We start from the raw sequence: 24,230 nt of genomic DNA on the forward strand, positions 1-24,230 counted from the left end.
ATGAGAAATGGTTACATGTGTCAAAGGCAATGCTATGTGGTGGCAAAAGGCTGTTGTTTATCAAATTTATCCTCGGAGCTTTATGGATTATAATGGAGACGGTATCGGGGATTTACAAGGAATTGTACAAAAGCTTGATTATTTAAAATCACTCGGCGTTGATGTGATTTGGTTAAGCCCGATTTACGATTCACCAAATGATGACAACGGGTATGATATTCGAGATTATACGAAAATTATGGAAGAATTCGGAACGATGGAAGATTTTGATGTCATGATTGAAGAAATGCACAAACGCGATTTGAAATTAATGATGGATCTCGTTGTCAACCATACATCGGATGAACACGAATGGTTTGTACAATCCAAAAAGGATATAACAAACCGATATCGTGATTATTACATATGGCGTAAAGGTGAAAATGGAAATCCTCCAAACAATTGGGGCTCCTTTTTTAGTGGTTCTGCTTGGGAATATGACGAAAGAACGAATGAATATTATTTACATTTGTTTTCAAAAAAACAGCCGGATTTAAACTGGGAAAATGAAAAAGTTCGCCAAGAAGTGTATAAAATTATGCGATTTTGGCTTGATAAAGGTGTCGATGGGTTCCGAATGGACGTCATCAACTTTATTTCAAAGGATCAAGCATTTCCAGACGGAACGATGACACAAAACGGATACGGAGACGGTACCCCTTACTTTATGAATGGGCCAAAAATTCATGAATTTTTACAAGAAATGCACCGTGAAGTGCTAGCTCACTATGATGTGATGACAGTAGGAGAGATGCCGGGAGCAACTGTCGAGGATGCCAATCTGTTTACAAGTCCATTGCGAAATGAACTTAATATGATTTTTACGTTTGAACATATGGATTTAGACAGTGACGGTATGAAGTGGAATTTAAAGCCGTTAAAACTCACCGACTTAAAAAAGAACTTTGCCAAATGGCAACGAGGCTTGCATCAGCAAGGCTGGAATAGTTTATATTGGAATAACCATGATCAGCCGCGTATCGTATCAAGGTTTGGAGATGATTCGACTTACCGAGTTCAGTCAGCGAAAATGTTAGGTGCGTGCCTTCACTTTATGCAAGGAACCCCTTATATTTATCAAGGGGAAGAAATCGGTATGACAAATGTTGCCTTTTCGAATTTAGACGATTACCGTGACATTGAGACGCTAAATATTTATAAAGATTTAGAGGAAATGGGCTGGCCACATGACCGTATTATGAACGCTATTTTTACAAAGGGACGTGATAATGCGCGTACGCCAATGCAATGGTCGAATGCGGATCATGCTGGTTTTACAACGGGAACCCCGTGGTTAAAAGTGAATCCAAATTTCCCAATCATTAACGTTGAAAACGCTCTTCAAGATGAAAATTCCATCTTTTATTTTTACCAGCGATTAATTAAGCTTCGGAAAGAAATGCCGATTATGACATACGGTGATTTTACATTATTATTGGAAGAGCGTGAAGATGTTTTTTGTTATGAGAGAACGTACGAAAATGAAACATTAACAGTGCTTTGTAATTTTACAGGTGAAACTGTATCTGTTGAAGGAATGCCGACTTGCGAAGCGTCACTGTTGTTACAAAACTATGAAGATGTTCAATTCCCTACGTTAAGGCCGTATGAGGTTCTTGTGTATTACAAAAAATAATGAAGAAGAGTCTGTCTAAAAAGTCCATATTAGGATAAAGTAGTCCAAAATTAAGACCCAGAGAATGCTGTAAAATCAATATTCTTTGGGTCTATCTTTTTAGATTTCAGGACGTAAATACTATTTTTCGAACAGCCCCGTTAACGTATAGAATCCAATGCTTTTTTAAGTCGCTTAAGCCCTTCTTGAACGATTTCTTTCGGTGCGGCAATATTCATACGTACAAAGCCTTCCCCGTTTTCACCGTATTTACTCCCCATTTCTAAGGCGAGCTTCCCGGTTTTTAATAGTAATGACTCAAGCTCTTTTTCTTCTATGTGCAATTCCCGGTAATCGATCCATACTAAATAAGTAGACTGCGGTCTAATCACATGTAAAGACGGTAACGCTTCTTTCAAAAAAGCTTCAACGTATTTCACATTTTCTTCAATGTATACAAGTAAGTTGTTTAACCACTCCTCACCGTACTCATAGGCAGCTTCCATAGCGGTGATGCCTAGTGTATTTAATGTAAAAATGCCTTGTTTTTTCTCGAGTTCTTTATAAGGTTTCCGTATTTTGCTATTTGGGATAATAACGGCAGAAGCTTGTAATCCAGCTAAGTTAAACGTTTTACTCGGTGCAATGCATGTAACGGAAAAGTCGGAAAAGCGCTCATCCACTGAAGCAAATGGAGTATGCTTATGGTTGAATAACGTTAAATCCGAATGAATTTCATCGGAAATGACGAAAACATTGTGTGCTAAACATAGGTTGCCAATTTTTTTGAGCTCTTCTTTTGTCCAAACACGCCCGCTCGGATTCTGTGGATTACATAAGAGCAACAGCTTTGTTTTTTCATTTGCAAGCACTTCTTCTAGATGAGAGAAGTCGATTTCGTATTGTCCATCGATGAGTTGTAGCTTGTTTTCGATTACTGTCCGATTATTTAATCGAACCATGTCAAAGAAAGGGTGATATACTGGGGGTTGAATAACGATATGATCGCCTTCTTCCGTCAGCACACGAATTAACGTGCTTAAAGCTTGGACAATACCAGCTGAAAATTCAATGGATGATAAAGGAATGTCCCAGTTATGTCTTCGTTTTAACCACTTTTGAACAATTGTTTTCGTTTGTGAGGATGGGAATGTATAACCGAAAATCCCATGTTCGATTCGCTTCGTTAGTGCATCTAATACTTCAGGTGGGGATGGGAAATCCATATCTGCAACCCACATCGGAAGAACATCATCTGCGCCAAAAAAATCTTTCGTCAAATCCCATTTAACAGAAGCTGTCCCTTTTCGATTCAACACTACGTCAAAATCATGCATTGTATCACCTCGTATAATTTAATTTATGTAGTCCTTTTCTTCAATCGTAACTATGGTACAATGACATGGCAAACAATTTGATTACAAAAGGTGATGCACGATGGAAATGAGAGATGCAAATTATCAAATGCTGGCATTGCTTTCTGAATGGGACCCGCTTGGTTATGGTGAAGATGCGTACGAAACGGAAGTGATAGACGTTTTAGAGGCTGTTCACTTGATAGATGATGTGGACAAATTAGCAAGGAAAATCCAATCGGTATATGAATTTTCTTTTGAAGAAATCATCCCGCTTTCCGCATGCACAAAAATGGCTAAACAGCTCTTAATGATTAAAAATCAAATTTCATGTGATTTACCGTAACGAAAGCAACTCCTACTTCCACCGTTTGGTTAGGAAGTAGGAGTTACTGTTTCGATTACCCTAAGCAAAAGTTTAAAATATGTTGTGAAACATGTTCAGGTTTTTCTTCCGGAACTAAATGCCCCGTCTTCTTTAAAGAAATAAAGTTTGAATTCGGCAAATCTTGTGACAACCGTTTTCCAACCTCCACCGGTACGACTCGATCTTCTTCTCCCCAAACGAGCAAGCAAGGTGTTTCAATTTTATTTAATTCCTCTGAAGGTAAGTCTCCTTCTCGATCGCGGATCATCTTTGTTAAAGCACGAAATATTTTTTCATCATGGAATGGCTCCAAGTACCCTTGTAACATTTCTTGGTTAATTAAAGAATGGTCATATACGACATTACGCAAACTATTCCATATTCCTTGTTTCGCTAATACTTGTCTTACATAAAATGAAAAATACGGAAGGTACGACCCGAATATTAGTGTTGGATGAGAACGTTTTAAATAGCCAGAACTGCATAGTAAAATAATTTTTTCAAATAAATCGGGGCGTTTTCGTGATGCGTAAAGTAATATTTGTCCCCCCATCGAATGACCGACACCAATTACATTTTTTACTTGATGTACAAGTAATAGATCAATCACGACTCTTGCCATATTATCGTAAGAATAAACAAACCGCGTTGATTTTTCTGTTTTTCCAAACGGTGGTAAGTCAAGTGCAAGAATATTAAACTCCTCCTTCAAGAGGGGGATGACACGTCTAAAGCTAAAAGTGGAGGATAAGAAACCGTGTACTAACAGTAATGTTGGTCGGTTTCTATTTGCATGATGATGTTCAATATGTACATTTATACCTCTGATGTTTCGCATACAATAAATATCGCTTGTCACCGTTTCTTTCACTCCTTCTATTATGACTGTGTAAATTGTTTTTAAAGTAATGGGACTAACACGGAGAATAGAATTATGTTTATGTTTCCCGATTTTGTTTTTGTTATCGTTAAAAATTAATAAAAGGGCATGTAAAAATGTTTCCATATGATTTATAATTATCAGAAAGTTGTTTGGGGTGAAGATGATGAAATTAACAGAAAAAGAAACGGAAATTTTGGAAATTCTTGAAAAAGATAGTCGTTTGTCGTTTGAAACAATGGCGAAAATGATTGATTTATCAATAGATGAAACTAAACGATTAATAAAGGGGCTTGAAGATCGAAAAGTTATCGTCGATTATTCAACGACGATTGACTGGAAAAAAGTTGAAGGTCATGAAGGGGTTACGGCCATGATTGATGTAAAGGTAACACCTAAACGTGGTGTCGGATTTCATGAAGTTGCAGAAAGAATTTATCGTTTTAACGAAGTAAAATCCGTTTATTTAATGTCAGGGGCATATGATTTATCGGTCATAATTGAAGGGAAATCGATGTCACATATTGCTCATTTCGTATCAGAAAAACTTTCAACGCTTGATTCTGTGATCTCGACAACCACTCACTTTATATTGAAAAAATACAAGCATGACGGCGTTGTGTTTGAACATGGCGATGATGATAAACGAATTGTGGTGTCACCATGAAAACAAAAGAGCGATATATATCTAACACTGTCAGAAGTTTAAAGCCTTCTGGTATTCGCAAGTTTTTCGATTTAGCAGAAAGTATGGAAGGGGTTATTTCATTAGGAGTAGGAGAACCTGATTTTGTAACACCTTGGAATGCAAGAGAGGCGTCGATTTTATCGCTTGAACAAGGATATACAGCGTATACTGCAAACGCTGGACTTATAGAATTAAGAGAAGAGATTGGTTTATATTTACAAAATCGTTTTCACGTAACGTATAATCCAAAGGAAGAACTTCTTGTCACAGTAGGGGCTAGTCAAGCATTAGACTTAGCTTTTCGAGCAATTTTAAATGAAGGGGAAGAGGTTTTAATTGTTGAACCTTGCTTCGTTTCATATGACTCCCTTGTCAAATTGGCTGGAGGAGTCCCTATCCATATTTCTACTTCAGGTAGTGACGGTTTTCGTATTCATCCAGACTCGATCCGTTCAGCGATAACAGAGAGAACGAAAGCGATGATGATCTGTACGCCAAGTAACCCGACAGGCACTGTTTTGTCAAAAGATGAATTACATATTATCGCTAATATTGCAGAGGAATACGATTTACTCGTCATCATGGATGAAATTTATGCAGAATTAACATATGATGAATCCTTTACAAGCTTCCCGAGCTTACCGAACATGAGAGATCGGACAATATTAGTTTCGGGCTTTTCGAAAGGGTTTGCTATGACAGGCTGGCGTCTCGGTTTTATTGCTGCTGAGGCAACGCTTCTCCAAGCTATGCTGAAAATTCATCAATACGCGATTATGTGTGCACCAACAATGGCTCAATTTGCTGCATTAGAAGCATTAAGAAATGGCCTTGAAGATGTAACGGCAATGAAAAAAAGCTATAAAAGACGTCGCAATTATTTTGTAAAATCGTTAAATGAAATTGGCTTATCTTGTCATATGCCAGGAGGTGCGTTTTACGCTTTTCCAAGTATTCAATCCACTGGAATGACATCTGAGGAGTTTGCTGAAAAATTACTAATACAAGAAAAAGTAGCCGTTGTTCCCGGAAATGTATTTGGTAAAAGTGGTGAAGGTTATATTCGATGCTCTTATGCTTCCTCCATGGATCAATTGCAAGAGGCAATTAAACGAATGAAAAATTTTTTGAAGACACGATAACACCAGCTACCTTAGCTGGTGTTTTTTATCCCACTCTTAACGGGCAGTAAGACCCCCACTGAATGAAGTTTCGCTTTATATCGATAAAATAATATGGCTGTCCATTTAATTATGGACAGCCTATCAACAAAAAGGGGGGGAATACTAGAAAGCCTTGTAATAAAGAATTATTCCCATCTGCAAATTTTTTAAACATCATAAATTTATTTCTGATAAGATGTGAAAGCTAGATATAGAGAAAGTATTAAAATGTTTTTGATTATGTAATATAACTATGGTATAATTTAAAATTGCGTATAACGGGAAATATAAAAAATTAAATAGGAGTGTTTCCATGTCAAATAAATTTGAAGTCGGTACAGTTGTTAACGGTAAAGTAACAGGTATTCAACCATACGGTGCGTTTGTTGCACTTGATGAAGAAACGCAAGGTCTTGTCCATATTTCCGAAATTACACATGCTTATGTAAAGAATATAGAAGAGCATCTTCAAGTTGGACAAGAGGTTAAGGTAAAAGTGTTATCGGTTGATGAAGAAAAAGGAAAAATTAGTTTATCCATTCGTGCAACGGAAGAAGCGCCGAAAGAAACTCGTACAAAAAAGCGTGCAGCGAGTGTGAAACCAAAAGTTGAGTCTTCTTCAACAGAAGGTTTTAACACATTAAAAGAAAAATTACAAGAGTGGATTGATCAATCTAAACGAGAAGATTTAATTAAAAAATAACCTATATTTTTAACAAGCTTTTCTCAGCTTACAAAAAAAACACCGGTTCGTCTCTACCGGTGTTTTTCGTTTTTACCTCAACGTGTTTCGGGTCTTGGTTCATCGCGAACTAATTCTTCTGTTGGCTTTAATAGTAACCCAAGATTAATTAAACCTGAAATGCCGACTAGACCGTATATAATTCGGGAGATTGCAGCATTTTGACCACCAAAAATTGCTGCAACTAAATCAAACTGAAAAAATCCAATTAAGCCCCAATTGATAGCACCAATAATAGTAAGTACAAGTGCAATACGCTGAATTGCGCTCATGAAGTTTCCTCCTTAAAATTTTGACTTCATGATTAATTTGCCAAAAATAAATGAAACCTATTCATATGGAGCTTATTTACCTTTTTCTAATTGCTTTTGAAGGATTATTTTTGCCTCTCCTTTTGAATCGGTATAAGTTCCGATGATATCAAAGCCATGCTTCAAATTCAAAATGAGCATATTTCTCCATTTATTTTTTGTTTTTGTTTTGACGGCTTGATACCCGTTCTCCTCACACCAGCTATGCTGAAGATACATAAGCTTAGAGGCAATCCCATAATTACGATAATTTGGATGTACCCCACCGATCCAGCTATAAAAGTATTTTTCATTTTCTTCGTAGCCAATTTTATAGCCGATGACTTTATTGTCTTCGATTGCTAGTAACATTAATATGTTGTTCTTCGTTTGCAATCGTTCGAATGAAAAGGGGTGTCCAAAGATTAGAACGTGTAGCTCTTGGATCGAATCGATCAACTTTTTGTCTGGTACATTTATAAACTTTTTAATTTCCATTTATTTCACCTCTCTCCAATTCGTTCTACCTTTATTATAAAGGATCGCTTCATAAGAAGCTGTTTATTGGGAAAAATACAATGAATTCTACTGTTTTTGAACAATATCGAAAAATCGTTTATTTTGGATACGTTTACACTTGAGTGATCGCTTGATTTACATGATTTATTTCGATAAAGTGAAGAATGAGTAAATTTTAAAACAAATGGAGGATCAAAAATATGACGCATGTTCGCTTTGATTATTCTAAAGCACTCTCTTTTTTTCAAGAACATGAAGTTACATACTTACAAGATTTCGTGAAGGTAGCTCACCATTCTATTCATGAGAAAACAGGTGCAGGAAGTGATTTTTTAGGATGGGTTGACTTACCTAACGAATATGATCGTGAAGAATTTGAGCGCATTCAAAAAAGTGCTGAAAAAATCAAGTCTGATTCAGATATATTACTTGTCATCGGAATTGGAGGCTCTTATTTAGGGGCACGTGCTGCTATTGAGATGTTAAACCATTCTTTCTATAATGCGTTACCGAAAGAAAAGCGTGAAACACCACAAGTTATTTTTGTAGGAAATAACATTAGTTCTACATATATAAAAGACGTTAAAGATTTATTAGATGGAAAAGATTTTTCTATTAACGTCATTTCTAAATCGGGTACAACAACAGAACCAGCAATTGCTTTTCGAATCTTTAAGAGCCTTCTTGAAGAGAAATATGGAAAAGAGGAAGCGAAAAAACGCATTTACGCAACGACAGATCGTGAACGCGGTGCTTTAAAAACACTCGCAAACGAAGAAGGCTATGAGTCATTCATCATTCCTGACGATGTTGGTGGACGATATTCGGTTTTAACGGCAGTAGGTTTATTACCGATTGCTGTAGCAGGAGCGGATATTGAAGCAATGATGAAAGGTGCACAAGATGCAAGCCGTGACTTTGGTAAATCTGAATTAATGGAAAACCCAGCTTACCAATATGCGGTTGTCCGTAACGTCCTTTACAATAAAGGGAAAACGATTGAAATGCTTATTAACTATGAGCCAGCATTACAATACTTTGCAGAATGGTGGAAACAACTATTTGGTGAGAGCGAAGGAAAAGACCAAAAGGGAATTTTCCCAGCGTCAGCAAACTTCTCAACAGACCTCCATTCCTTAGGACAATACGTACAAGAAGGAAGAAGAGATTTATTTGAAACCGTCATTAATGTTGAGAAACCTCGTCACGAATTAACGATTGAAGAAGATGCGGATAACTTAGATGGTTTAAACTATTTAGCTGGAAAAACAGTTGATTTCGTCAACAAAAAAGCATTTGAAGGAACTATGCTTGCGCATACAGACGGTGGTGTACCAAACTTAGTTGTTAACATTCCAGAACTAAACGAATACACATTTGGTTACCTCGTATACTTCTTTGAAAAAGCGTGTGCGATGAGTGGATATTTAATGGGTGTAAATCCATTTGATCAACCAGGTGTAGAGGCATATAAAACAAATATGTTTGCTCTTCTTGGAAAACCAGGCTTCGAGGAGAAAAAAGCTGAATTAGAAAAACGTTTAAAATAATGATTTAAAAAGAGAGACTTCACATGAATGGGTGAAGTCTCTTTTTTTATGTTTTTTGCTTGCTGAAAAATTAACAATCCGCAAGGTATAAAAAATTAACCGTAACATGTGATTATCCAACTTAACTTCATGAACGATTTTCAATGGAATCGGCATGAAAATCATCCAAAAGGTAAAGATAAAAAAGAAATTGTATAAGGAAGGATTGGTTAGCATGATTGAAATCCCTTCTTCAATTGAAGGAAAGTCGTTTAACTTAAATATATTAGAAGAGAAGCTGAAGCCTTTAGGGTATGTAATTGGTGGGAATTGGGATTATGATCATGGAAGCTTTGATTATAAAATCGATGATGAAGTAGGGTATCAGTTTTTACGTGTCCCGTTTGAATCAGTGGATGGCCAGCTTGATGCTAAAAATGCAACGGTGAAATTTGGACGTCCGTTTCTTTTATCACATAGATACCAGGTTGGACTAGATGATCACGCAAATACGGGGAATTTTTCTGCATCGATTAATCAATTTTCTGAACCGCAAGATCCAGATGCGACTTTCCCGGAAAAGTTTATTGATTTAGGAAAGTCGTTAGTTAAAGAATTGGAAGCTATTCTTTTGGATCTTTAGCCTTTCAATACGAGGAGTACATCGTCTTTTCCGATGACGTAATGATGGGGAGGGTTTAACATTAATTCCTCTCCTTTTTTCACGCCGAATAATATTTTTTGATCTTGAAACAATTGAAAGTGAATGACTTCAACTGTTTGTCCGATTTTTTCTTCTGTCACTTCCTCTGTTGTCAAAAACGTCCCATTTGCTGGGCATAGTTCAGTGAAAATTTGTGCGAAGCTGTTTTTCGACAGGAAGCTCGACATCATCACTTGACTCGTTAACTTATACGATTTGATTAATTCATTCGCTCCAGCGCGATAGGCATTATTTGCTTGAGTTTCAGTTAAAATTTCGCAAACGGTATAAATGGAAGGGTTTAATCCTTTGACAGCAAGCAAAATCGAAATGGTTTGCATATCCGCATGCCGCTCATCTTTATGTTGATCCGATGTAATAAAAACAGCTTGTGCTTTTTTTATATTAGCACTTTGCAAGGATGAGTCATCGGTTGGATTTCCTTTAATGAAATAAATCTTCTCGTCAATATATGGCGCTTTTTCTAATGAGGCATCAATTAAAACGATGGTGTGAAAAGGACGATGGAAGCGAAGCATTTTCACTAACTCATTCGTTTTTTCATTCCATCCTACAACAATGATATGTTGCGAACCTGTATAGGATTGCTTGCCATTTATCCGTTCATTTTGTTTTTGAATCGTCGCGGTTGAAAGAGAAGCAAAAAACGCTGTAATAAAGCTCGCTCCGATAAAAATGAGCATGAGCCCAAGCGAGCGACCTAAAATCGTTTTAGGCGCAAAGTCACCATATCCAACGGTAGAAATTGTTACAACCGCCCACCATATTCCTTCTAACATAGTAGGAAACTCTTTTGGTTCAATGAGACTAATCATAAAGCCGAAAAATAAAACAATCAAAATAACAATCATGGAAATACGGAGAAATATAGGCCACTTTAAGTAGTTTATCCACCATTTATGTACATTCATTTAGGACTCCTCCTTAACGATGGGGTGTGAACGTTACACGTTACATCAAGTGGTCAATGAAACGAGAAAATTTCACGAATAATCGTATTTACCTTTTTTTCAATCACTTCTTTACCGTAAGAATCAATTGCTTGTTCAAGGATTTGAACTGTTTCGTCGTCAAATTCGATGATTCGCTTGTCTTCATCTGCATCATTATATAGTTGAATGAATATATCTAAAGCTTCGTTCATTTTATCAATGGAGTCACTTAGCTCTTGTTTTTCATCTGGGGATAATTTCATTTTCTCACCTCATTAAGTTGTAGTATGTGCAAAAAAAAACAATCGTTTCATCAATTTATTGAAACCTACTTTACAATGTTTCGTATAATAAAGGTGTTGAAAGGAGTGAAGGCTCGAGTAATGATACACTAAATGTATATCTGTCCTAAATCCACCATAAACATGAAGTAAGACGTTAAAATATGAGGGGATGGATATGACCTTTAAAGGTAGATTAATTCTCCTGGTTGTAGGCGTTCATTTAGGAGTTATTGGTGGAATTTCGTTAATTTTAGACTTAAATTTGTATGATTACTATACGCAAGACTATTCAATAATGGAGTTTATCCAAATTATTACAGGAAGAACATCTTTTTATTTATTGCTTGTCGGATTTATTTTAATCATGACGGTTGCGTATTATCCGAAGGCAAAAAAGTAGACAAAGCTCTGTACTTTTTATAAAAATATATAGTAGAAAGTAAAAAAGCTTTCGTAAGGACGTTTTTGGATTAGAATAAGAAAATTCCAAATATGTGATATAATCAATTTGTAAAGTGAGAAAGGAGTTACTTTTATGGGGTTCATTGTTTATTTTATTCTCATTTTAGCTGTGCCGATTTTAGTTAATGTTTATCTAAAGAGTACGTATGCTAAATATTTAAAAGTTCCTGCTTCATCGGGATTAACAGGGGCAGAAGCAGCTAGAAAAATTCTAGATGAAAATGGATTATACAATGTTGGAGTTGAGGTAAGTAGAGGAAAATTATCAGACCATTATGACCCAAGAACGAAAACTGTTCGGTTGTCTGAAGATAATTTCTATGGTACATCCATAGCAGCACTTTCAGTTGGAATCCATGAGTGCGGACACGCGATTCAGGACAAATCAGACTACGCCCCATTAAGGTTTAGACATGCTCTAGTTCCAGTCGCTAGCTTTGGTTCAAATGCCTCTTTCTTCTTAATTATCGCAGGCATGTTATTTCAAGCATCTGGGCTTCTGTTGCTTGGAATTTTTGCCATGGCTGCCGCTGTGTTATTCCAAGTAGTAACACTTCCTGTAGAATTTAACGCATCGTCTAGAGCACTTAATTTAATGGTAGGTTCAGGATTAATTAGAAATGATGAAGAAGGCGGAGCAAGAAAAGTGTTAAACGCTGCCGCTCTAACTTATGTAGCAGCAACTGTCATTGCAGTTATAGAATTACTTCGTTTCATTCTAATATTCATTGGAATGAATGAGGATGACTAAGATACAAACTTTCTTTAAAATCATAAGTACCTAGAAACATAAGTAGGACAACCTACGATAGTTGAATATGAAATCTTAATAAAATAAAGACGGTCAGCTTACGTTTTTAAGCATGACCGTTTTCTTGTTTCACTAATTCATCATATATTTCCTCTACTTGCTTTTGAGACATATCACTTGAAATAATGTCTTCTTTTTCTAATGTTGTGATTGCTTCATGCTCTGCATATAACACATGTTTTTGCAATGTGTTTTTTTGTTTATCTTTTAGGTGTGGGGAGCGATTATATAATTCATCAAACTTATAATGAAGTCCATTGATTTTTTTCTCATATTCCATACGTAACTCGTTTGCTACCGGTTCTGCGATATAGAACTCTTTTTTTATATGATCAATTTCATTCAATGCACGTTCGAAACGATGGAGTTCACAAAGAAGTCTTTCATATTCCTTTTCCTCTGTACCCTTTTTTAATATGTTCAATTTTTTAATAAGCGGTTTAATCGTTAACCCTTGTACGAGAAGAGAGAATAGTACGACACTAAAAGCTAAAATTAATATCGTTTCTCTTCCTTCAAAATCATAAGGTAAACTTAAGACGAGTGCGATCGATAATGACCCTTTTAAACCACCCCAGTTTAAAATATGCTTCCAAGCATTTGACATATTTCTACTGAAAAGAAGGCTACCGTAAACGGCGATGCTTCGAGCGATGAGAACGATAAAAAGTGCAATGACAATGAGAGGCCATTTATTTGAAATATCTACTCTTGTGATTTCAAGCCCGACCATTAAAAACACAATGGAGTTTGCAAGCAATGCGGCAACATCCCAAAAGTTATTAATGTTTAATTTCGTTGAGGGACTCATGCCGATTTTCGCTCCAAAATTACCGAAAATTAATGCAGCGACGACAACTGCGATAACTCCTGAAGCATGAATTTGTTCAGCGAGTAAAAAGGAACTGTAAAATAAAATAATGCTAAAAATAATTTCAAGTGGGTAATCATCAAACGATTTTGTAAGTAAAGAAAAAATATAACCGAGACTACCACCTGTAAGTAATCCTAGCGATATGACCCGAACGAACTCAAACGTTCCTTGCAACGCTCCTTGCCAGCCTAAATCGATATAGCTTAATAATGAAAAAGCTGAAATATTAAACAGTACGACCGCAAGTCCATCGTTAAACAAGCTCTCTCCTTCAATAACTGTTGCAAGCCGTTTCGGCACACCTACACTTTTAAAAATGGATAGAACACTAACGGGATCTGTTGCACTCATTAATGCTGCAAAAACAAATGCAGCCGATAACGATAGCGGTAAACTAAAATAGGAAAGAAAGCCAATCATTAAAAATGATAAAAACGTACCTCCAAAAGCGAGTGCTAAAATGGGCTTCCGATTTTCATATAAATGTTTAAAAGGAAGCTTTAATGCTGCTTCTCCTAATAAGGCCGGTAGGAAGAGGGTGATAATCGCAAAATTGAAAATTTCCCCTTCTGTGAAAAATTTTAACGGGCTTAAAAATGGAATGGGCGTAATCCCGATAAATGTTCCAATAAGGACTAAAGCGATGGGATAAGGTTGCTTTAGTTTTTTGGCGATGGCTGTAATGCCTGCAGCAACCATGATTAGGATGAGTGCAAGTTGAAAAATGTGATGAAGGTCTAAATCTTCCATCGTTTACGCCTCCAATACAAATGGCATGTGCTTCCTTATTTTTATCTTTGCTAGGGAAAATATCCTCTTTAAAAATAGAAAAACGACTGACCAACACGAGCAAATCCTTGATTTGTTTCAGACATAGTTCGTAACGCATGAACGTAATAAGATAAGTAGCGATAATCGGGACGGGTGACTTGTTGTTTTAAATAAGCGGTTTCGGTAGCACCTTCTTTTCGATACTTGTTTAATGCTTGAATCATTCCATTCGCCGAGCGTATTCCAATCCCATGGCCGTAATACATATCTCTTCCTAGATAAATCGTATTTTCGCCACGCCATTGGGGTGTTTTCGGATCAAATTGAGGATTTTTAAAATAGAGGCAGTCACCTGGTAAGAAATCATTTCCACTACGTGTATGAATACCTAAGTCCTCATCATAGTGCCAATCATATAAAACAATTCCTTGGAATAAATAATTAAACGCTTTTTCGCCAATTGAGTCTAACGCTGCTTTGTAAAAAACAATGACAATAGCAGTAGCACATTCAAACGCATATTTCGTCCCATTCATAAAAATATCATTTATCGCATCTGATGGTTTCTTCCCCTTTTTTAGCAAGAAAGCTCCCTTTTCATTTAAGTTCCAAAATTCTTCGTTACAATATGATTTTGCAAATGTAGCAAACTTTGCTTTACTTTTTAGTAAGTTTTGAGCTGCATTCATTGTGTTTTGGCGCATTATTAATTCAAAATGTAACTGTTGGATGTTTTCGTATGCGTAAATTTCACGATATTTCACCATTAACTCGAGTATTTCTTGTAACCATTCTTGAGGAAAAAGCGGCCTTAACCGTTCCATTGTTATCGGAACATCTTGAATGAGAATCATGTTATTCGACCTCCTTAATACTAAAGTTTATAAAGGGGGACAACGTTGATATACATGGACAAGTTAATAATTATTAATAATTTTTATCCTCCTTGGAGTGTACTAGGAATAGAAATAACGAGTATCAAAACGGGAGAGAAGAGAAAAAATAATCCGTAATAAAGAAACTTTCAATTATACATATTTTCAAAAACGTTATTATACAACATTGAAGATTCGTAAAGTTTTTCATAACTTCTATGTAGATAGTAGGTGCTTTATGATTACTCAAATTCTTTTAGCCATCCTTCTTTTATTGAACATCATCTTTTTTGTTTTACTTTTAAGTTGGAAATGGGTTGTGAAAAGAGTTTTCCACATGATGACGAGAAGAATTTTGTCAGATGCGTATGATGAGAATTTAGCTGAACTATTTCCAGGATTAAAGCGTTACGGCATGTTAACGGTTATTGAAAATAGTTTGCGATCTGAAGGAGGGAATGTACTGCATCGGCCACTGGGCTCTCCAAGACAGTGGCCTAACTTTAAGCCTATTACTTTTATTCCAGCACAAACAACTCCCTTTCCGGTAAGTATAGAAACGGAGGTAGATGTATCCGTTACCATCGGCCCAACAGCTAAGAAACCCCTTTATTTACAAATTCCCTTACTAATTAGTGGAATGGGCTATGGAGTTGGGTTAAACGAAAAAGCTAAAATTGCCTTAGCAGAGGCAGCTACAAAGGCTGGTACAGCGATTAATTCTGGAGAAGGAGGGATATTACAAGAAGAACTTCAAGCTGCTGAAAACTATATTCTTCAATTTTCAAAAACAGCATGGGGAAAAGAAGACGACGTATTGAAGCAAGCAAATATGATTGAAATTAAGTTAGGACAAGGTGCACTTATGGGAATGGGGGCAAAAATCCCACCAGAAAAGCTGAAAGGTCGGGCGAGAGAAGTTATGAACATAAAGGATGGGGAAGACGCCATTATTTACGAGCATTTTTTTGAAAATCAAACTTTACAAGACTTAAAGGAACTCGTAAATGAATTGAGGAGTTTCACTGGTGGTGTTCCAATAGGAGTTAAAATTGCTTCAGGAGGGAAAATTGAGGATGATATCGATCGATTAATTGAAATGGGTGTTGACTTTATTACGATTGACGGTGGGCAGGCTTCCACTCATGATGCCCCACCTATTTTGCAAGATGATTTTGGCATTCCATCCCTTCATGCTATTGTACGAGCATCGAATCATTTAAAGCAAAGAGAGAAGAAGGGAAAAATAAGCTTACTCGTGTCAGGAGGTTTAACCAATCCAGGAGATTTTTTAAAAGTGTTAGCTTTAGGAGCAGATGCGGTTTATTTAGGAACCGCTATGTTATATGCCATCACGCATAATCAATTGAATCAACCTTTGCCATGGGAACCCCCTACACAGCTTGTTTGGTACGGTGGAAAGTATGATGAAGACTTTGATATACAAAAGGGAGCAGATGCAGGGTATAAATTTTTAACGGCGTGCACAGAAGAAATGAAAGTTGCGTTAAGGGCAATGGGCAAAACTTCTTTGAGTGAGTTATCTTTGAACGACTTAGTTTCTTATGATGAGCATATTGCAAACTGTATTGGCATACCTTATTCATTCAACAGATATGAACAGTCGTGAAGTTACCATGTATTTTGACAAAAAATAAAGCTCAATCTTTGAAAATGAAGATTGAGCTAACGAAGTAAATGGAGCATACCGGGCTCGAACCGGTGACCTCTTGCATGCCATGCAAGCGCTCTCCCAACTGAGCTAATGCCCCACGATTTTGTTTGAATTTATTTTATAGCGTAGGTTAAATTTTTGTCAATATAAAAAACGATATTAAAAATCAACATGGAATTGCAGTTAAAATAGATGACCGAGGAAGTTGTAGCCTCTTCGGTCATCTTATCTATTTTTATTTCTTTAACATATTTTCCTTTAACCATTCCCCAGCTTGCTCCCGAAGTTTGAACTTTTGAATTTTACCTGAAGCGGTCATTGGGTACTCATCAATAAAAAAGTAGTGCTCGGGAATTTTATAGAATGATAGTTTGTCACGGCAAAATTCTCTTAATTCTTCTTTTGTTAGTGTATAGCCTTCTTTTAATTTAATACAAGCGGCGACTATTTCTCCGTATTTTTCATCAGGAACCCCGATGACTTGCACGTCAAGAATCGCTTCGTGCAAGTATAAACATTCTTCGATTTCACGTGGGTACACATTTTCCCCACCGCGAATAATCATATCTTTTAAACGACCAGTAATTTTGACGTATCCATCTTCATCCATTGTCGCTAAGTCTCCAGTGTGTAGCCAACCTTCTGCGTCAATTGCTTCAGCTGTTGCTTCCGGCATTTTATAATAGCCGCGCATCACTAAATAGCCTCTTGTACACAATTCTCCTTGAACGTTTGGTCCAACGGTCTCTCCTGTTGTCGGATCAATAATTTTCACTTCAACATGTGGATGAGGTTTACCAACTGTTTCAACACGCCTTTCGATTGGGTCTGACGTCGTCGTTTGTGTAATAACAGGTGAAGATTCAGTTTGACCGTAAGCAATCGTGATTTCGGTTAAATTCATTTTGTTCATCACTTTTTTCATGACCTCAATCGGACATGGTGAGCCGGCCATAATCCCTGTGCGTAATGTTGATAAATCATATTGAGAGAAGGTTGGCAAATTAAGTTCGGCAATAAACATCGTTGGTACACCATGAAGAGCTGTACACTTTTCTTTTTCAACGGTTTGAAGAACGACTTCTGCATTGAATTCTACAATCGGTAACATCGTCGCGCCAACAGAAACACAAGCTAATGTACTTAACACACATCCGAAACAGTGGAAAAACGGGACAGGGATACAAAGGCGGTCTTCGTTAGTCAGTTTCATCGCCTGGGCAACGAGATAACCATTATTCACAATATTGTAATGGGTAAGCATAACCCCTTTTGGGAATCCGGTTGTTCCAGATGTATATTGCATGTTAATGACATCGTTTGGTGATAGTGTACGTTCACGGTTTTTAAGCTCTTCATCACTGACCGATTCAGCCAAGGATAAAAGTTTGTCCCAATGAAGCATACCTTCTGGGGTGTCTTTGCCTATGTAGATGAGATTTTTGAATTGTGGAAGATTTTCATTAGATGCAATTATTGACTGTGCGATTTCAACGTACGAGGTGCCTTTAAATCCGTCGATAAGAAAAAGTGTTGTACAATCTGATTGCTTCAATAAATATTCAAGCTCTCGAGCTTGATAACTTGTGTTAACGGTAACTAAAACGGCACCGATTTTAGCAGTAGCAAATTGTAAAAGTAGCCATTCAGGGACATTTGTCGCCCATACCGCAACATGTTCCCCTTTTTGTACGCCTAATCCGATAAGTGCTTTTGCAAGTTTGTTGACTTCGTCTAAAAATTCGTTATACGTAAAGCGTATCCCTTCTTTTGAATAAACAACTCCCTCCTGTTTGCCATATTTTCTCACGGTTTCATCTAGCAATTGTCCGATGGTAACGTTTTTTAATCCTTCCATATTTCCTCCTTTAAAAAGTTTTTAATACGCTTTCATTATAATATATTTTTCTAATATTTCAGAAAAATAATTTCAACAATTCTCGTCAAAATAAAACCCCCTTTACGAAAAAGGAAATACAGAGTAGCATGTAATATGAACATCCTAGATGAGAATGTGAGGGGAAAACTGTGAGAGCATCAACGAATTCATTACCTTATATAGCGCTAGCCATTGGTGTGACTGCTGTTTCAACTTCTGCTGTATTAGTGAAGCTTTCTACTGCACCTGCTGGAGTCATTGCTTTTTACCGTCTGTTTTTTTCAGCTTTATTAATCATGCCATTCTTTTTATGGAAGTGCTTGCCGGAGATCAAAACATTTTCGAGAAAAGAGTGGGTATATAGCATTATTGCGGGAGTGTTTTTAGCGCTTCACTTCATTTTGTGGTTTGAGTCGTTGGAATATACATCGGTTGCAAGTTCAGTTGTACTTGTAACACTTCAACCTATTTTTTCTTTCATTGGAACGTATTTATTTTTTAAAGAAAATATATCAATACACGCTATTTTAAGTGCCATTATTGCGATTGTTGGAAGCGTTGTTATTAGCTGGGGAGATTTTAAAGTCAGTGGAATGGCATTGTTTGGTGACTTCTTAGCATTAGCGGCATGTGCCATGATTACTGCTTACTTATTATTTGGACAGCGTGTAAGAAAAACACACTCATTAACAGCTTATACGTTTATTGTATATAGCATTAGCACTGTTACGTTGTTTTTTTATTGCCTAAGCATTGGTGATCCTCTAGGTGGATATCCTACAAGTGATTGGGTGTACTTTTTGCTATTAGCGATTATTCCAACATTACTTGGCCATTCATTATTTAATTGGTCGGTCAAATGGATAAGTACAAACGTTATCTCGATCTCGATATTATTTGAACCAGTCGGTGCCATTATTTTAGCTTATTTATTAATTGGTGAAACGGTTATGTTATCTCAAGTCATCGGTGGGACCATTATTGTACTAGGAATCTTATTGTTTGCTTTTGAAAAAAAGTTTAAAAAGGTCGGAAACAAAGCCGATCCATCGAATGTTGTAACTTGATAAATGGACAAAAAGCCCTTTTTCATGAAGTGGATGAGAAAGGGTTTTTTTACAATCAGGTTACTATAGGAAGTGGAGAAGTTACAGAAGTCTGTAAAAATAATCGGAAAAGAAGGCAAAAACAAACCCAAGCGGAACGGAAAATATGAGGGGCCATCCATTCACTTTTTCGTCTTCTTCACTAATCCGCAGTGCTTCACGGTACCCGTAGGCGAAATGTAAAATGGATAATATGTAAGTTAATATTAAAAGAGATATGACCATTCGTAACCCTCCTAAATTTAATCTATTATTATTATTACATTCAATAGATTATTGGATTATGCTTATTTAGAGAGAGGAAAGTGAATTTAGTTAATCTTTAGAATTATTTCTTACAAATAACGATACTCTAGTTGAATAGATCGTATTCAATTTTTGACAGCTAGTAAGAAAACATAAAAAAGCAATGCGTAGAACGATTTCTATTTCTACACACTGCTTTGGTAGCATTCATATAATCAATGAGGGTATTTCATGAATTTAATTAATAATATACATGATATTGCAAAATTCGACAAGACTCTATTTGGTCGAACTTTCGTGCTTTACACAAGAATGTGATTTCTGTATGCTAAAAACGAGTATAATAAGGAAAGTGGGGAGCTAAGTGAACTTGGCTGAGAGGATACTAGATTGTATCGACCCTTTAACCTGATCTGGGTAATGCTAGCGTAGGGAGAGATAAAGCATATTGTCTTCTTTTTACGTTAAAAAGGCTGCCGAGATGGCAGTCTTTTTTAATGTTAGAAAACTTAAACTCGATAAAGCGTTAAAGTGTAGGTATGGAGATGTTTACGTCTAGCTCCATCGCCTATCCTCTCGAGTCAAATGACCTTACGCCGTAAAGGTAAAAAGCTTCTTTTCGTTGAATGAACATTTTTACCCGAGGCTGAGCAAGGTGCTTGTGCTTTTTTTATGGAAACTTTACAGATCTTTATTTGGAGAAAGAGGTGAATGAAAAAGTGGCAAAAGTCAATTTGGGCTTTCAAGTCATTCCAAAATCAATTGAACAAAACACGTATGAAATTGTCGATAAAGCAATTGAAGTCGTTCAGAAGTCCGGTGTCAAATATGATGTTGGACCGATGGAGACTGTCATGGAAGGTGAGCTAGATGAGCTTATCGACATTGTTAAGCGTGCCCAAGATGCATGTATTGAGGGTGGTGCGAGTGAAGTAATGACTTATGTGAAAATTCATTATCGCCCACATAAAGGAGTCACCATTGATGAAAAGATTGAAAAATATCGAAAGTAATATGAAACGAAATAACCTATTTCAACAGTGGCTTCAGCTTGTATTACCTTGGCTTGCCATCCTTATTTTACTGATAGCATGGGAAGTAGGGGTTCGATGGAGTGGGATTGAAAAGTGGATTTTGCCTGCTCCTTCTGAAGTTATAAAATCATTTGCATCAATGCAAAATACATTATACGGTCACATTTGGCAAACTTTAATAGAAGCGGTTCTCGGCTTATGTATCGCTTTAGTTGTAGGAGTATTAACGGCAATTGTTGTGGATACGTCTATATATATACGAAGAATGATTTATCCGCTTCTTGTGATCTCACAAACGATTCCGATTATCGCATTAGCACCATTATTTATCATCTGGTTTGGCTTTGGTATTTTGCCAAAGGTCATGGTTGTTTCGCTTGTATGTTTCTTTCCAATCGCCATGAATTTATCGGAAGGGTTGAAATTGGTGGATCGAGATATGCAAAAGCTGATGCAATCGTTAGGTGCAACTAGATGGCAAGTATTTAAAAAACTAAAGCTTCCATCGGCAATGCCATTTTTCTTCTCAGGTTTAAAAATAGCTGGAACTTATAGTGTCATGGGAGCTGTTATTGGTGAGTGGCTTGGTGCTAGCAAAGGTTTAGGAATTTTGTTAACTCGCTCCTCCCAATCATTTTTAACCGAACGAGTTTTTGCAACAATCATTGTCATAGTTTTATTGAGTTTAGCGATCTTTTTCCTTATTGAATTAATCGGTAGAATGACGATGGCATGGCATTTTAAACAGCAGCAATCTATAAGCAGAGGTGAATGACATGAGAAAATTAATCAGTTTTATAACCATTTTCATGCTCGTTTTGTTAGGAGCATGTTCACAACAAGATGTAAATGAAGCGAAAAACGAAGAGACGTTAAAAGATGTAACTATTATGTTAGATTGGTTTCCAAACACGAATCACACAGGTATATATGTCGCCATTGAAAATGGTTACTATAAAGAGCAAGGGCTTAATGTGAAAATACAAGAGCCTGGAGAAGGTGTGTCAGCAGAACAAGTTGTTGCATCTGGTAAAGCTGACTTTGCGGTAAGTTATCAAGAGTCATTGACACAGGCACGATCAACAGGTATTCCCCTTGTTTCCGTTGCTGCTATTATTCAAGAAAATACGTCTGCGTTTGCATCTTTAAAAGAAGCGAATATTCAGACGCCTAAAGATTTTGAAGGAAAGCGATACGGTGGTTGGGGATCGCCTACGGAAGAAGCAGTTTTAAAAGCGTTAAGTGATAACTATAACATTGACTATTCGAAGATTGAACAAGTGACCCTCGGCCAAACGGATTTCTTCCAATCAATAGGAAGGGATGCTGACTTTGAATGGATTTATTACGGTTGGGATGGGGTAGAGGCTGATCGTCAAGGAATTGAATTAAATTATATCTTTTTAAAAGATATTGATGAATCCTTAAATTACTACACACCAATTATTGTAACGAGCGAGGATCATATTAATGAGGATGCTGATATGGTGAAGGCATTTATAGAAGCAACAACAAAAGGGTACGAATATGCGATAGAAAAGCCGGAAGAGGCGGCAAATATCTTATTAAAACATGTGCCAGATTTAAATGAAGAATTAGTCCTAGCAAGTCAAAAATGGTTAAGTAATCAATACAAAGGAAATGCAGAACAATGGGGTATTCAAAAACAAGAAGTATGGCAACGATATGCTGACTGGATGTTTGAGCAAGGACTCATTGAAACGAATATTGAAGCAGAAAAAGCATTTACGAACGAATTCTTACTTAAAGGTAATGAGTAACATGCTTGAAGTCCAACATCTTTTTAAACAATATCAACAGAAGAATCGCCCATTACATGTATTAAAACACATTAACATCCGTATAGAAAAAGGAGAATTTGTGACCATCATCGGTCCTAGCGGGTGTGGAAAAAGCACCTTATTAAATATCGTTGCAGGTCTTGAACAACCGACATCAGGTAAAGTCTATCTGGAGAACGAAGACATTGTCGGACAAACTGGCCATGTTGCACTCATGCCGCAAAATGATGTGCTATTTCCTTGGCGAACCATTCTCGATAATGTTATTTTACCACTTGAAATTCAAGGGGTTTCAAAAAAAGAGGCGAAAGAAATGGCGATAGCGCTGTTTTCAAAGTTTGGACTTAAAGGATTTGAACACGATTTTCCATTTATGCTTTCCGGTGGGATGAGGCAGCGAGCCAATTTCTTAAGAACCTTCCTAAGTCAAAAATCATTAATGTTACTCGATGAGCCATTTGCAAAACTAGATGCATTAACTCGGGCTGAGTTACAAAAATGGTTATTATATATATGTGAAGAAAAAGAATTAACGATATTACTAATTACACATGATATTGACGAAGCTATTTTATTGTCGGATCGAGTGTATGTGATGTCACCTCGCCCAGGTGAAATTGTGAAAGAAGTAAAGGTATCCATTCCAAGGCCTCGTTCACCAGAACAATTTTCTACACCGGAGTGGTTACAATTGAAACAAGAGTTGATTTCGCAACTTTATACATTTTCAGCATAATAATATAAAACATATTGTTTTTAGGCTGTCGTGAAGATTTCGACAGTCTATACTTTTACTTAGGATCTGTGGTTTAATAGCTAACTTGGGCTGTTTGAATAATCGTATTAAAAATGACTTCTGTTTATACGCCTGATTTATAGATGAAGGGATTTAACCTATTGAATGAAAATGAATTGATAAAAAAGAGAAGTATTATATAAAAAGTTATTGACATTCTATATAATGTGCAATAAAATTAGTATCACTTCGCTTGATAAAACAAGTGGGAAAAATTTTATTGATATAACTTTATTCATAAAAAATATTGACATTATAAAATGTAGATGGTATATTATGTTTCGTCGCTTCATTGATAAAAAAAGTGAAGTGGGAAATATCAAAAAAAGATGTTGACAACGATTTGGTTGAATGTTATATTGGAAAAGTCGCTGTTGAACAAGTTGAAATGATCTTTGAAAACTAAACAAAACCAAGCGTTTCTGTTAATTCTATTTATTTTATGAGCAAGTCAAACTTTTTTGGAGAGTTTGATCCTGGCTCAGGACGAACGCTGGCGGCGTGCCTAATACATGCAAGTCGAGCGAACGGATAGGGAGCTTGCTCCCTTGACGTTAGCGGCGAACGGGTGAGTAACACGTGGGCAACCTGCCTGTAAGACTGGGATAACTCCGGGAAACCGGGGCTAATACCGGATAACTTTTCCCCTCGCATGAGGGGAGGATAAAAGGTGGCTTCGGCTACCACTTACAGATGGGCCCGCGGCGCATTAGCTAGTTGGTGAGGTAACGGCTCACCAAGGCGACGATGCGTAGCCGACCTGAGAGGGTGA

Annotated in this window: 25 protein-coding genes, 1 tRNA gene, 1 rRNA gene and 1 riboswitch; of the genes, 16 read left to right on the forward strand and 11 right to left on the reverse strand. The window is 36.7% G+C overall.

The window, feature by feature from the left end; all coding sequences use genetic code 11:
* Positions 1-7 precede the first annotated feature (7 nt).
* A complete protein-coding gene (locus tag MLD65_RS03565) occupies positions 8-1,675 on the forward strand; it encodes a glycoside hydrolase family 13 protein (RefSeq protein ID WP_243290490.1) in 1,668 nt (555 codons plus the stop codon).
* 140 nt (positions 1,676-1,815) lie between these two features.
* On the opposite strand, the gene MLD65_RS03570 is transcribed toward MLD65_RS03565, so the two are convergent.
* Positions 1,816-2,991 (reverse strand): MalY/PatB family protein, encoded by a 1,176-nt coding sequence (locus tag MLD65_RS03570; RefSeq protein ID WP_243290491.1) that lies wholly within the window; start codon positions 2,989-2,991, stop codon positions 1,816-1,818.
* 100 nt (positions 2,992-3,091) lie between these two features.
* Between MLD65_RS03570 and MLD65_RS03575 the strand changes: the two genes are divergently transcribed.
* Positions 3,092-3,355: a DUF1871 family protein gene (locus MLD65_RS03575; protein ID WP_243290492.1), complete on the forward strand. Its 264-nt coding sequence runs from the start codon at positions 3,092-3,094 to the stop codon at positions 3,353-3,355.
* A gap of 55 nt (positions 3,356-3,410) precedes the next feature.
* Here the strand turns inward: MLD65_RS03575 and MLD65_RS03580 are convergent, their stop codons facing one another.
* Positions 3,411-4,214: an alpha/beta fold hydrolase gene (locus MLD65_RS03580; RefSeq protein WP_243290529.1), complete on the reverse strand. Its 804-nt coding sequence runs from the start codon at positions 4,212-4,214 to the stop codon at positions 3,411-3,413.
* Between the two features lie 208 nt (positions 4,215-4,422).
* Here MLD65_RS03580 and MLD65_RS03585 point away from each other — a divergent pair, with 208 nt between their 5' ends.
* The 3 genes from MLD65_RS03585 to yugI all read left to right on the forward strand — a co-directional run bounded on the left by MLD65_RS03585 (position 4,423) and on the right by yugI (position 6,810).
* The gene (locus MLD65_RS03585) at positions 4,423-4,923 is read left to right on the forward strand and encodes an Lrp/AsnC family transcriptional regulator (RefSeq protein ID WP_243290530.1); all 501 of its coding nucleotides are present in this window, start codon (positions 4,423-4,425) and stop codon (positions 4,921-4,923) included.
* Entirely contained in the window at positions 4,920-6,086 is a 1,167-nt protein-coding gene (locus MLD65_RS03590) for an aminotransferase (protein WP_243290493.1), read from the forward strand. Before MLD65_RS03585 ends, MLD65_RS03590 begins: the two co-directional genes overlap by 4 nt.
* A gap of 334 nt (positions 6,087-6,420) precedes the next feature.
* Entirely contained in the window at positions 6,421-6,810 is a 390-nt protein-coding gene (gene yugI / locus MLD65_RS03595; protein ID WP_243290494.1) for a S1 domain-containing post-transcriptional regulator GSP13, read from the forward strand.
* A gap of 77 nt (positions 6,811-6,887) precedes the next feature.
* Here yugI and MLD65_RS03600 read toward each other — a convergent pair whose 3' ends face one another.
* Complete coding sequence (locus MLD65_RS03600; RefSeq protein ID WP_243290495.1) at positions 6,888-7,121, reverse strand: DUF378 domain-containing protein; 234 nt, start codon at positions 7,119-7,121, stop codon at positions 6,888-6,890.
* A 72-nt stretch (positions 7,122-7,193) separates the two neighbouring features.
* Positions 7,194-7,637 (reverse strand): GNAT family N-acetyltransferase, encoded by a 444-nt coding sequence (locus MLD65_RS03605; RefSeq protein ID WP_243290496.1) that lies wholly within the window; start codon positions 7,635-7,637, stop codon positions 7,194-7,196.
* 221 nt (positions 7,638-7,858) lie between these two features.
* Here MLD65_RS03605 and MLD65_RS03610 point away from each other — a divergent pair, with 221 nt between their 5' ends.
* Together MLD65_RS03610 and MLD65_RS03615 are read left to right on the forward strand one after the other, a co-directional pair.
* Positions 7,859-9,208 (forward strand): glucose-6-phosphate isomerase, encoded by a 1,350-nt coding sequence (locus MLD65_RS03610; protein WP_243290497.1) that lies wholly within the window; start codon positions 7,859-7,861, stop codon positions 9,206-9,208.
* 214 nt (positions 9,209-9,422) lie between these two features.
* Positions 9,423-9,830, forward strand: a complete 408-nt coding sequence (locus MLD65_RS03615; RefSeq protein WP_243290498.1) for a YugN-like family protein — start codon at positions 9,423-9,425, stop codon at positions 9,828-9,830.
* Here MLD65_RS03615 and MLD65_RS03620 read toward each other — a convergent pair.
* The gene (locus MLD65_RS03620) at positions 9,827-10,822 is read right to left on the reverse strand and encodes a potassium channel family protein (RefSeq protein ID WP_243290499.1); all 996 of its coding nucleotides are present in this window, start codon (positions 10,820-10,822) and stop codon (positions 9,827-9,829) included. The genes MLD65_RS03615 and MLD65_RS03620 overlap by 4 nt on opposite strands.
* A 53-nt stretch (positions 10,823-10,875) precedes the next feature.
* Complete coding sequence (locus tag MLD65_RS03625) at positions 10,876-11,106, reverse strand: atypical membrane-integrating protein (Mistic protein) (protein ID WP_243290500.1); 231 nt, start codon at positions 11,104-11,106, stop codon at positions 10,876-10,878.
* 196 nt (positions 11,107-11,302) lie between these two features.
* On the opposite strand from MLD65_RS03625, the gene MLD65_RS03630 reads away from it, so the two are divergent.
* Positions 11,303-11,527, forward strand: coding sequence for a YuzI family membrane protein (locus MLD65_RS03630; protein ID WP_243290501.1), 225 nt, complete (start codon positions 11,303-11,305; stop codon positions 11,525-11,527).
* A 135-nt stretch (positions 11,528-11,662) separates the two neighbouring features.
* Positions 11,663-12,340, forward strand: coding sequence for a zinc metallopeptidase (locus MLD65_RS03635; RefSeq protein WP_243290502.1), 678 nt, complete (start codon positions 11,663-11,665; stop codon positions 12,338-12,340).
* Positions 12,341-12,446: 106 nt separating this feature from the next.
* On the opposite strand, the gene MLD65_RS03640 is transcribed toward MLD65_RS03635, so the two are convergent.
* Together MLD65_RS03640 and MLD65_RS03645 are read right to left on the reverse strand one after the other, a co-directional pair.
* Positions 12,447-14,024, reverse strand: a complete 1,578-nt coding sequence (locus tag MLD65_RS03640) for a Na+/H+ antiporter (RefSeq protein ID WP_243290503.1) — start codon at positions 14,022-14,024, stop codon at positions 12,447-12,449.
* A gap of 68 nt (positions 14,025-14,092) precedes the next feature.
* Positions 14,093-14,899 carry a protein-glutamine gamma-glutamyltransferase gene (locus tag MLD65_RS03645; RefSeq protein WP_243290504.1) on the reverse strand — a complete coding sequence of 269 codons (807 nt, stop codon included), beginning with the start codon at positions 14,897-14,899 and terminating at the stop codon, positions 14,093-14,095.
* Positions 14,900-15,158: 259 nt separating this feature from the next.
* Here MLD65_RS03645 and MLD65_RS03650 point away from each other — a divergent pair, with 259 nt between their 5' ends.
* On the forward strand, positions 15,159-16,550 hold the full coding sequence (locus MLD65_RS03650; RefSeq protein ID WP_243290505.1) for an FMN-binding glutamate synthase family protein: 1,392 nt from the start codon (positions 15,159-15,161) through the stop codon (positions 16,548-16,550).
* Between the two features lie 69 nt (positions 16,551-16,619).
* Here the strand turns inward: MLD65_RS03650 and MLD65_RS03655 are convergent.
* Positions 16,620-16,692, reverse strand: a tRNA-Ala gene (locus MLD65_RS03655).
* A 138-nt stretch (positions 16,693-16,830) separates the two neighbouring features.
* Positions 16,831-18,453 (reverse strand): AMP-binding protein, encoded by a 1,623-nt coding sequence (locus tag MLD65_RS03660; protein WP_243290506.1) that lies wholly within the window; start codon positions 18,451-18,453, stop codon positions 16,831-16,833.
* A gap of 170 nt (positions 18,454-18,623) precedes the next feature.
* On the opposite strand from MLD65_RS03660, the gene MLD65_RS03665 reads away from it, so the two are divergent.
* Complete coding sequence (locus MLD65_RS03665; protein WP_243290507.1) at positions 18,624-19,541, forward strand: DMT family transporter; 918 nt, start codon at positions 18,624-18,626, stop codon at positions 19,539-19,541.
* Between the two features lie 81 nt (positions 19,542-19,622).
* Here the strand turns inward: MLD65_RS03665 and MLD65_RS03670 are convergent, their stop codons facing one another.
* The gene (locus MLD65_RS03670; RefSeq protein ID WP_243290508.1) at positions 19,623-19,805 is read right to left on the reverse strand and encodes a hypothetical protein; all 183 of its coding nucleotides are present in this window, start codon (positions 19,803-19,805) and stop codon (positions 19,623-19,625) included.
* Positions 19,806-20,169: 364 nt separating this feature from the next.
* Positions 20,170-20,278, forward strand: a riboswitch (TPP riboswitch).
* Between the two features lie 267 nt (positions 20,279-20,545).
* Between MLD65_RS03670 and MLD65_RS03675 the strand changes: the two genes are divergently transcribed.
* From MLD65_RS03675 to MLD65_RS03695, 5 genes are all read left to right on the forward strand, one after another.
* Positions 20,546-20,839: an MTH1187 family thiamine-binding protein gene (locus MLD65_RS03675; RefSeq protein WP_243290509.1), complete on the forward strand. Its 294-nt coding sequence runs from the start codon at positions 20,546-20,548 to the stop codon at positions 20,837-20,839.
* A gap of 1 nt (position 20,840) precedes the next feature.
* Positions 20,841-21,635, forward strand: coding sequence for an ABC transporter permease (locus MLD65_RS03680; protein WP_347709262.1), 795 nt, complete (start codon positions 20,841-20,843; stop codon positions 21,633-21,635).
* Positions 21,636-21,669: 34 nt separating this feature from the next.
* A complete protein-coding gene (locus MLD65_RS03685) occupies positions 21,670-22,641 on the forward strand; it encodes an ABC transporter substrate-binding protein (protein ID WP_243290531.1) in 972 nt (323 codons plus the stop codon).
* A 1-nt stretch (position 22,642) separates the two neighbouring features.
* Positions 22,643-23,398, forward strand: a complete 756-nt coding sequence (locus MLD65_RS03690; RefSeq protein WP_347709260.1) for an ABC transporter ATP-binding protein — start codon at positions 22,643-22,645, stop codon at positions 23,396-23,398.
* 518 nt (positions 23,399-23,916) lie between these two features.
* A 16S ribosomal RNA gene (locus tag MLD65_RS03695) occupies positions 23,917-24,230 on the forward strand; the annotation flags it as partial.

Origin of the sequence: Bacillus sp. FJAT-47783, assembly GCF_022808615.1 — a bacterium.
In the GTDB taxonomy this organism is placed as follows: Bacteria; Bacillota; Bacilli; order Bacillales; family Aeribacillaceae; genus Bacillus_BZ.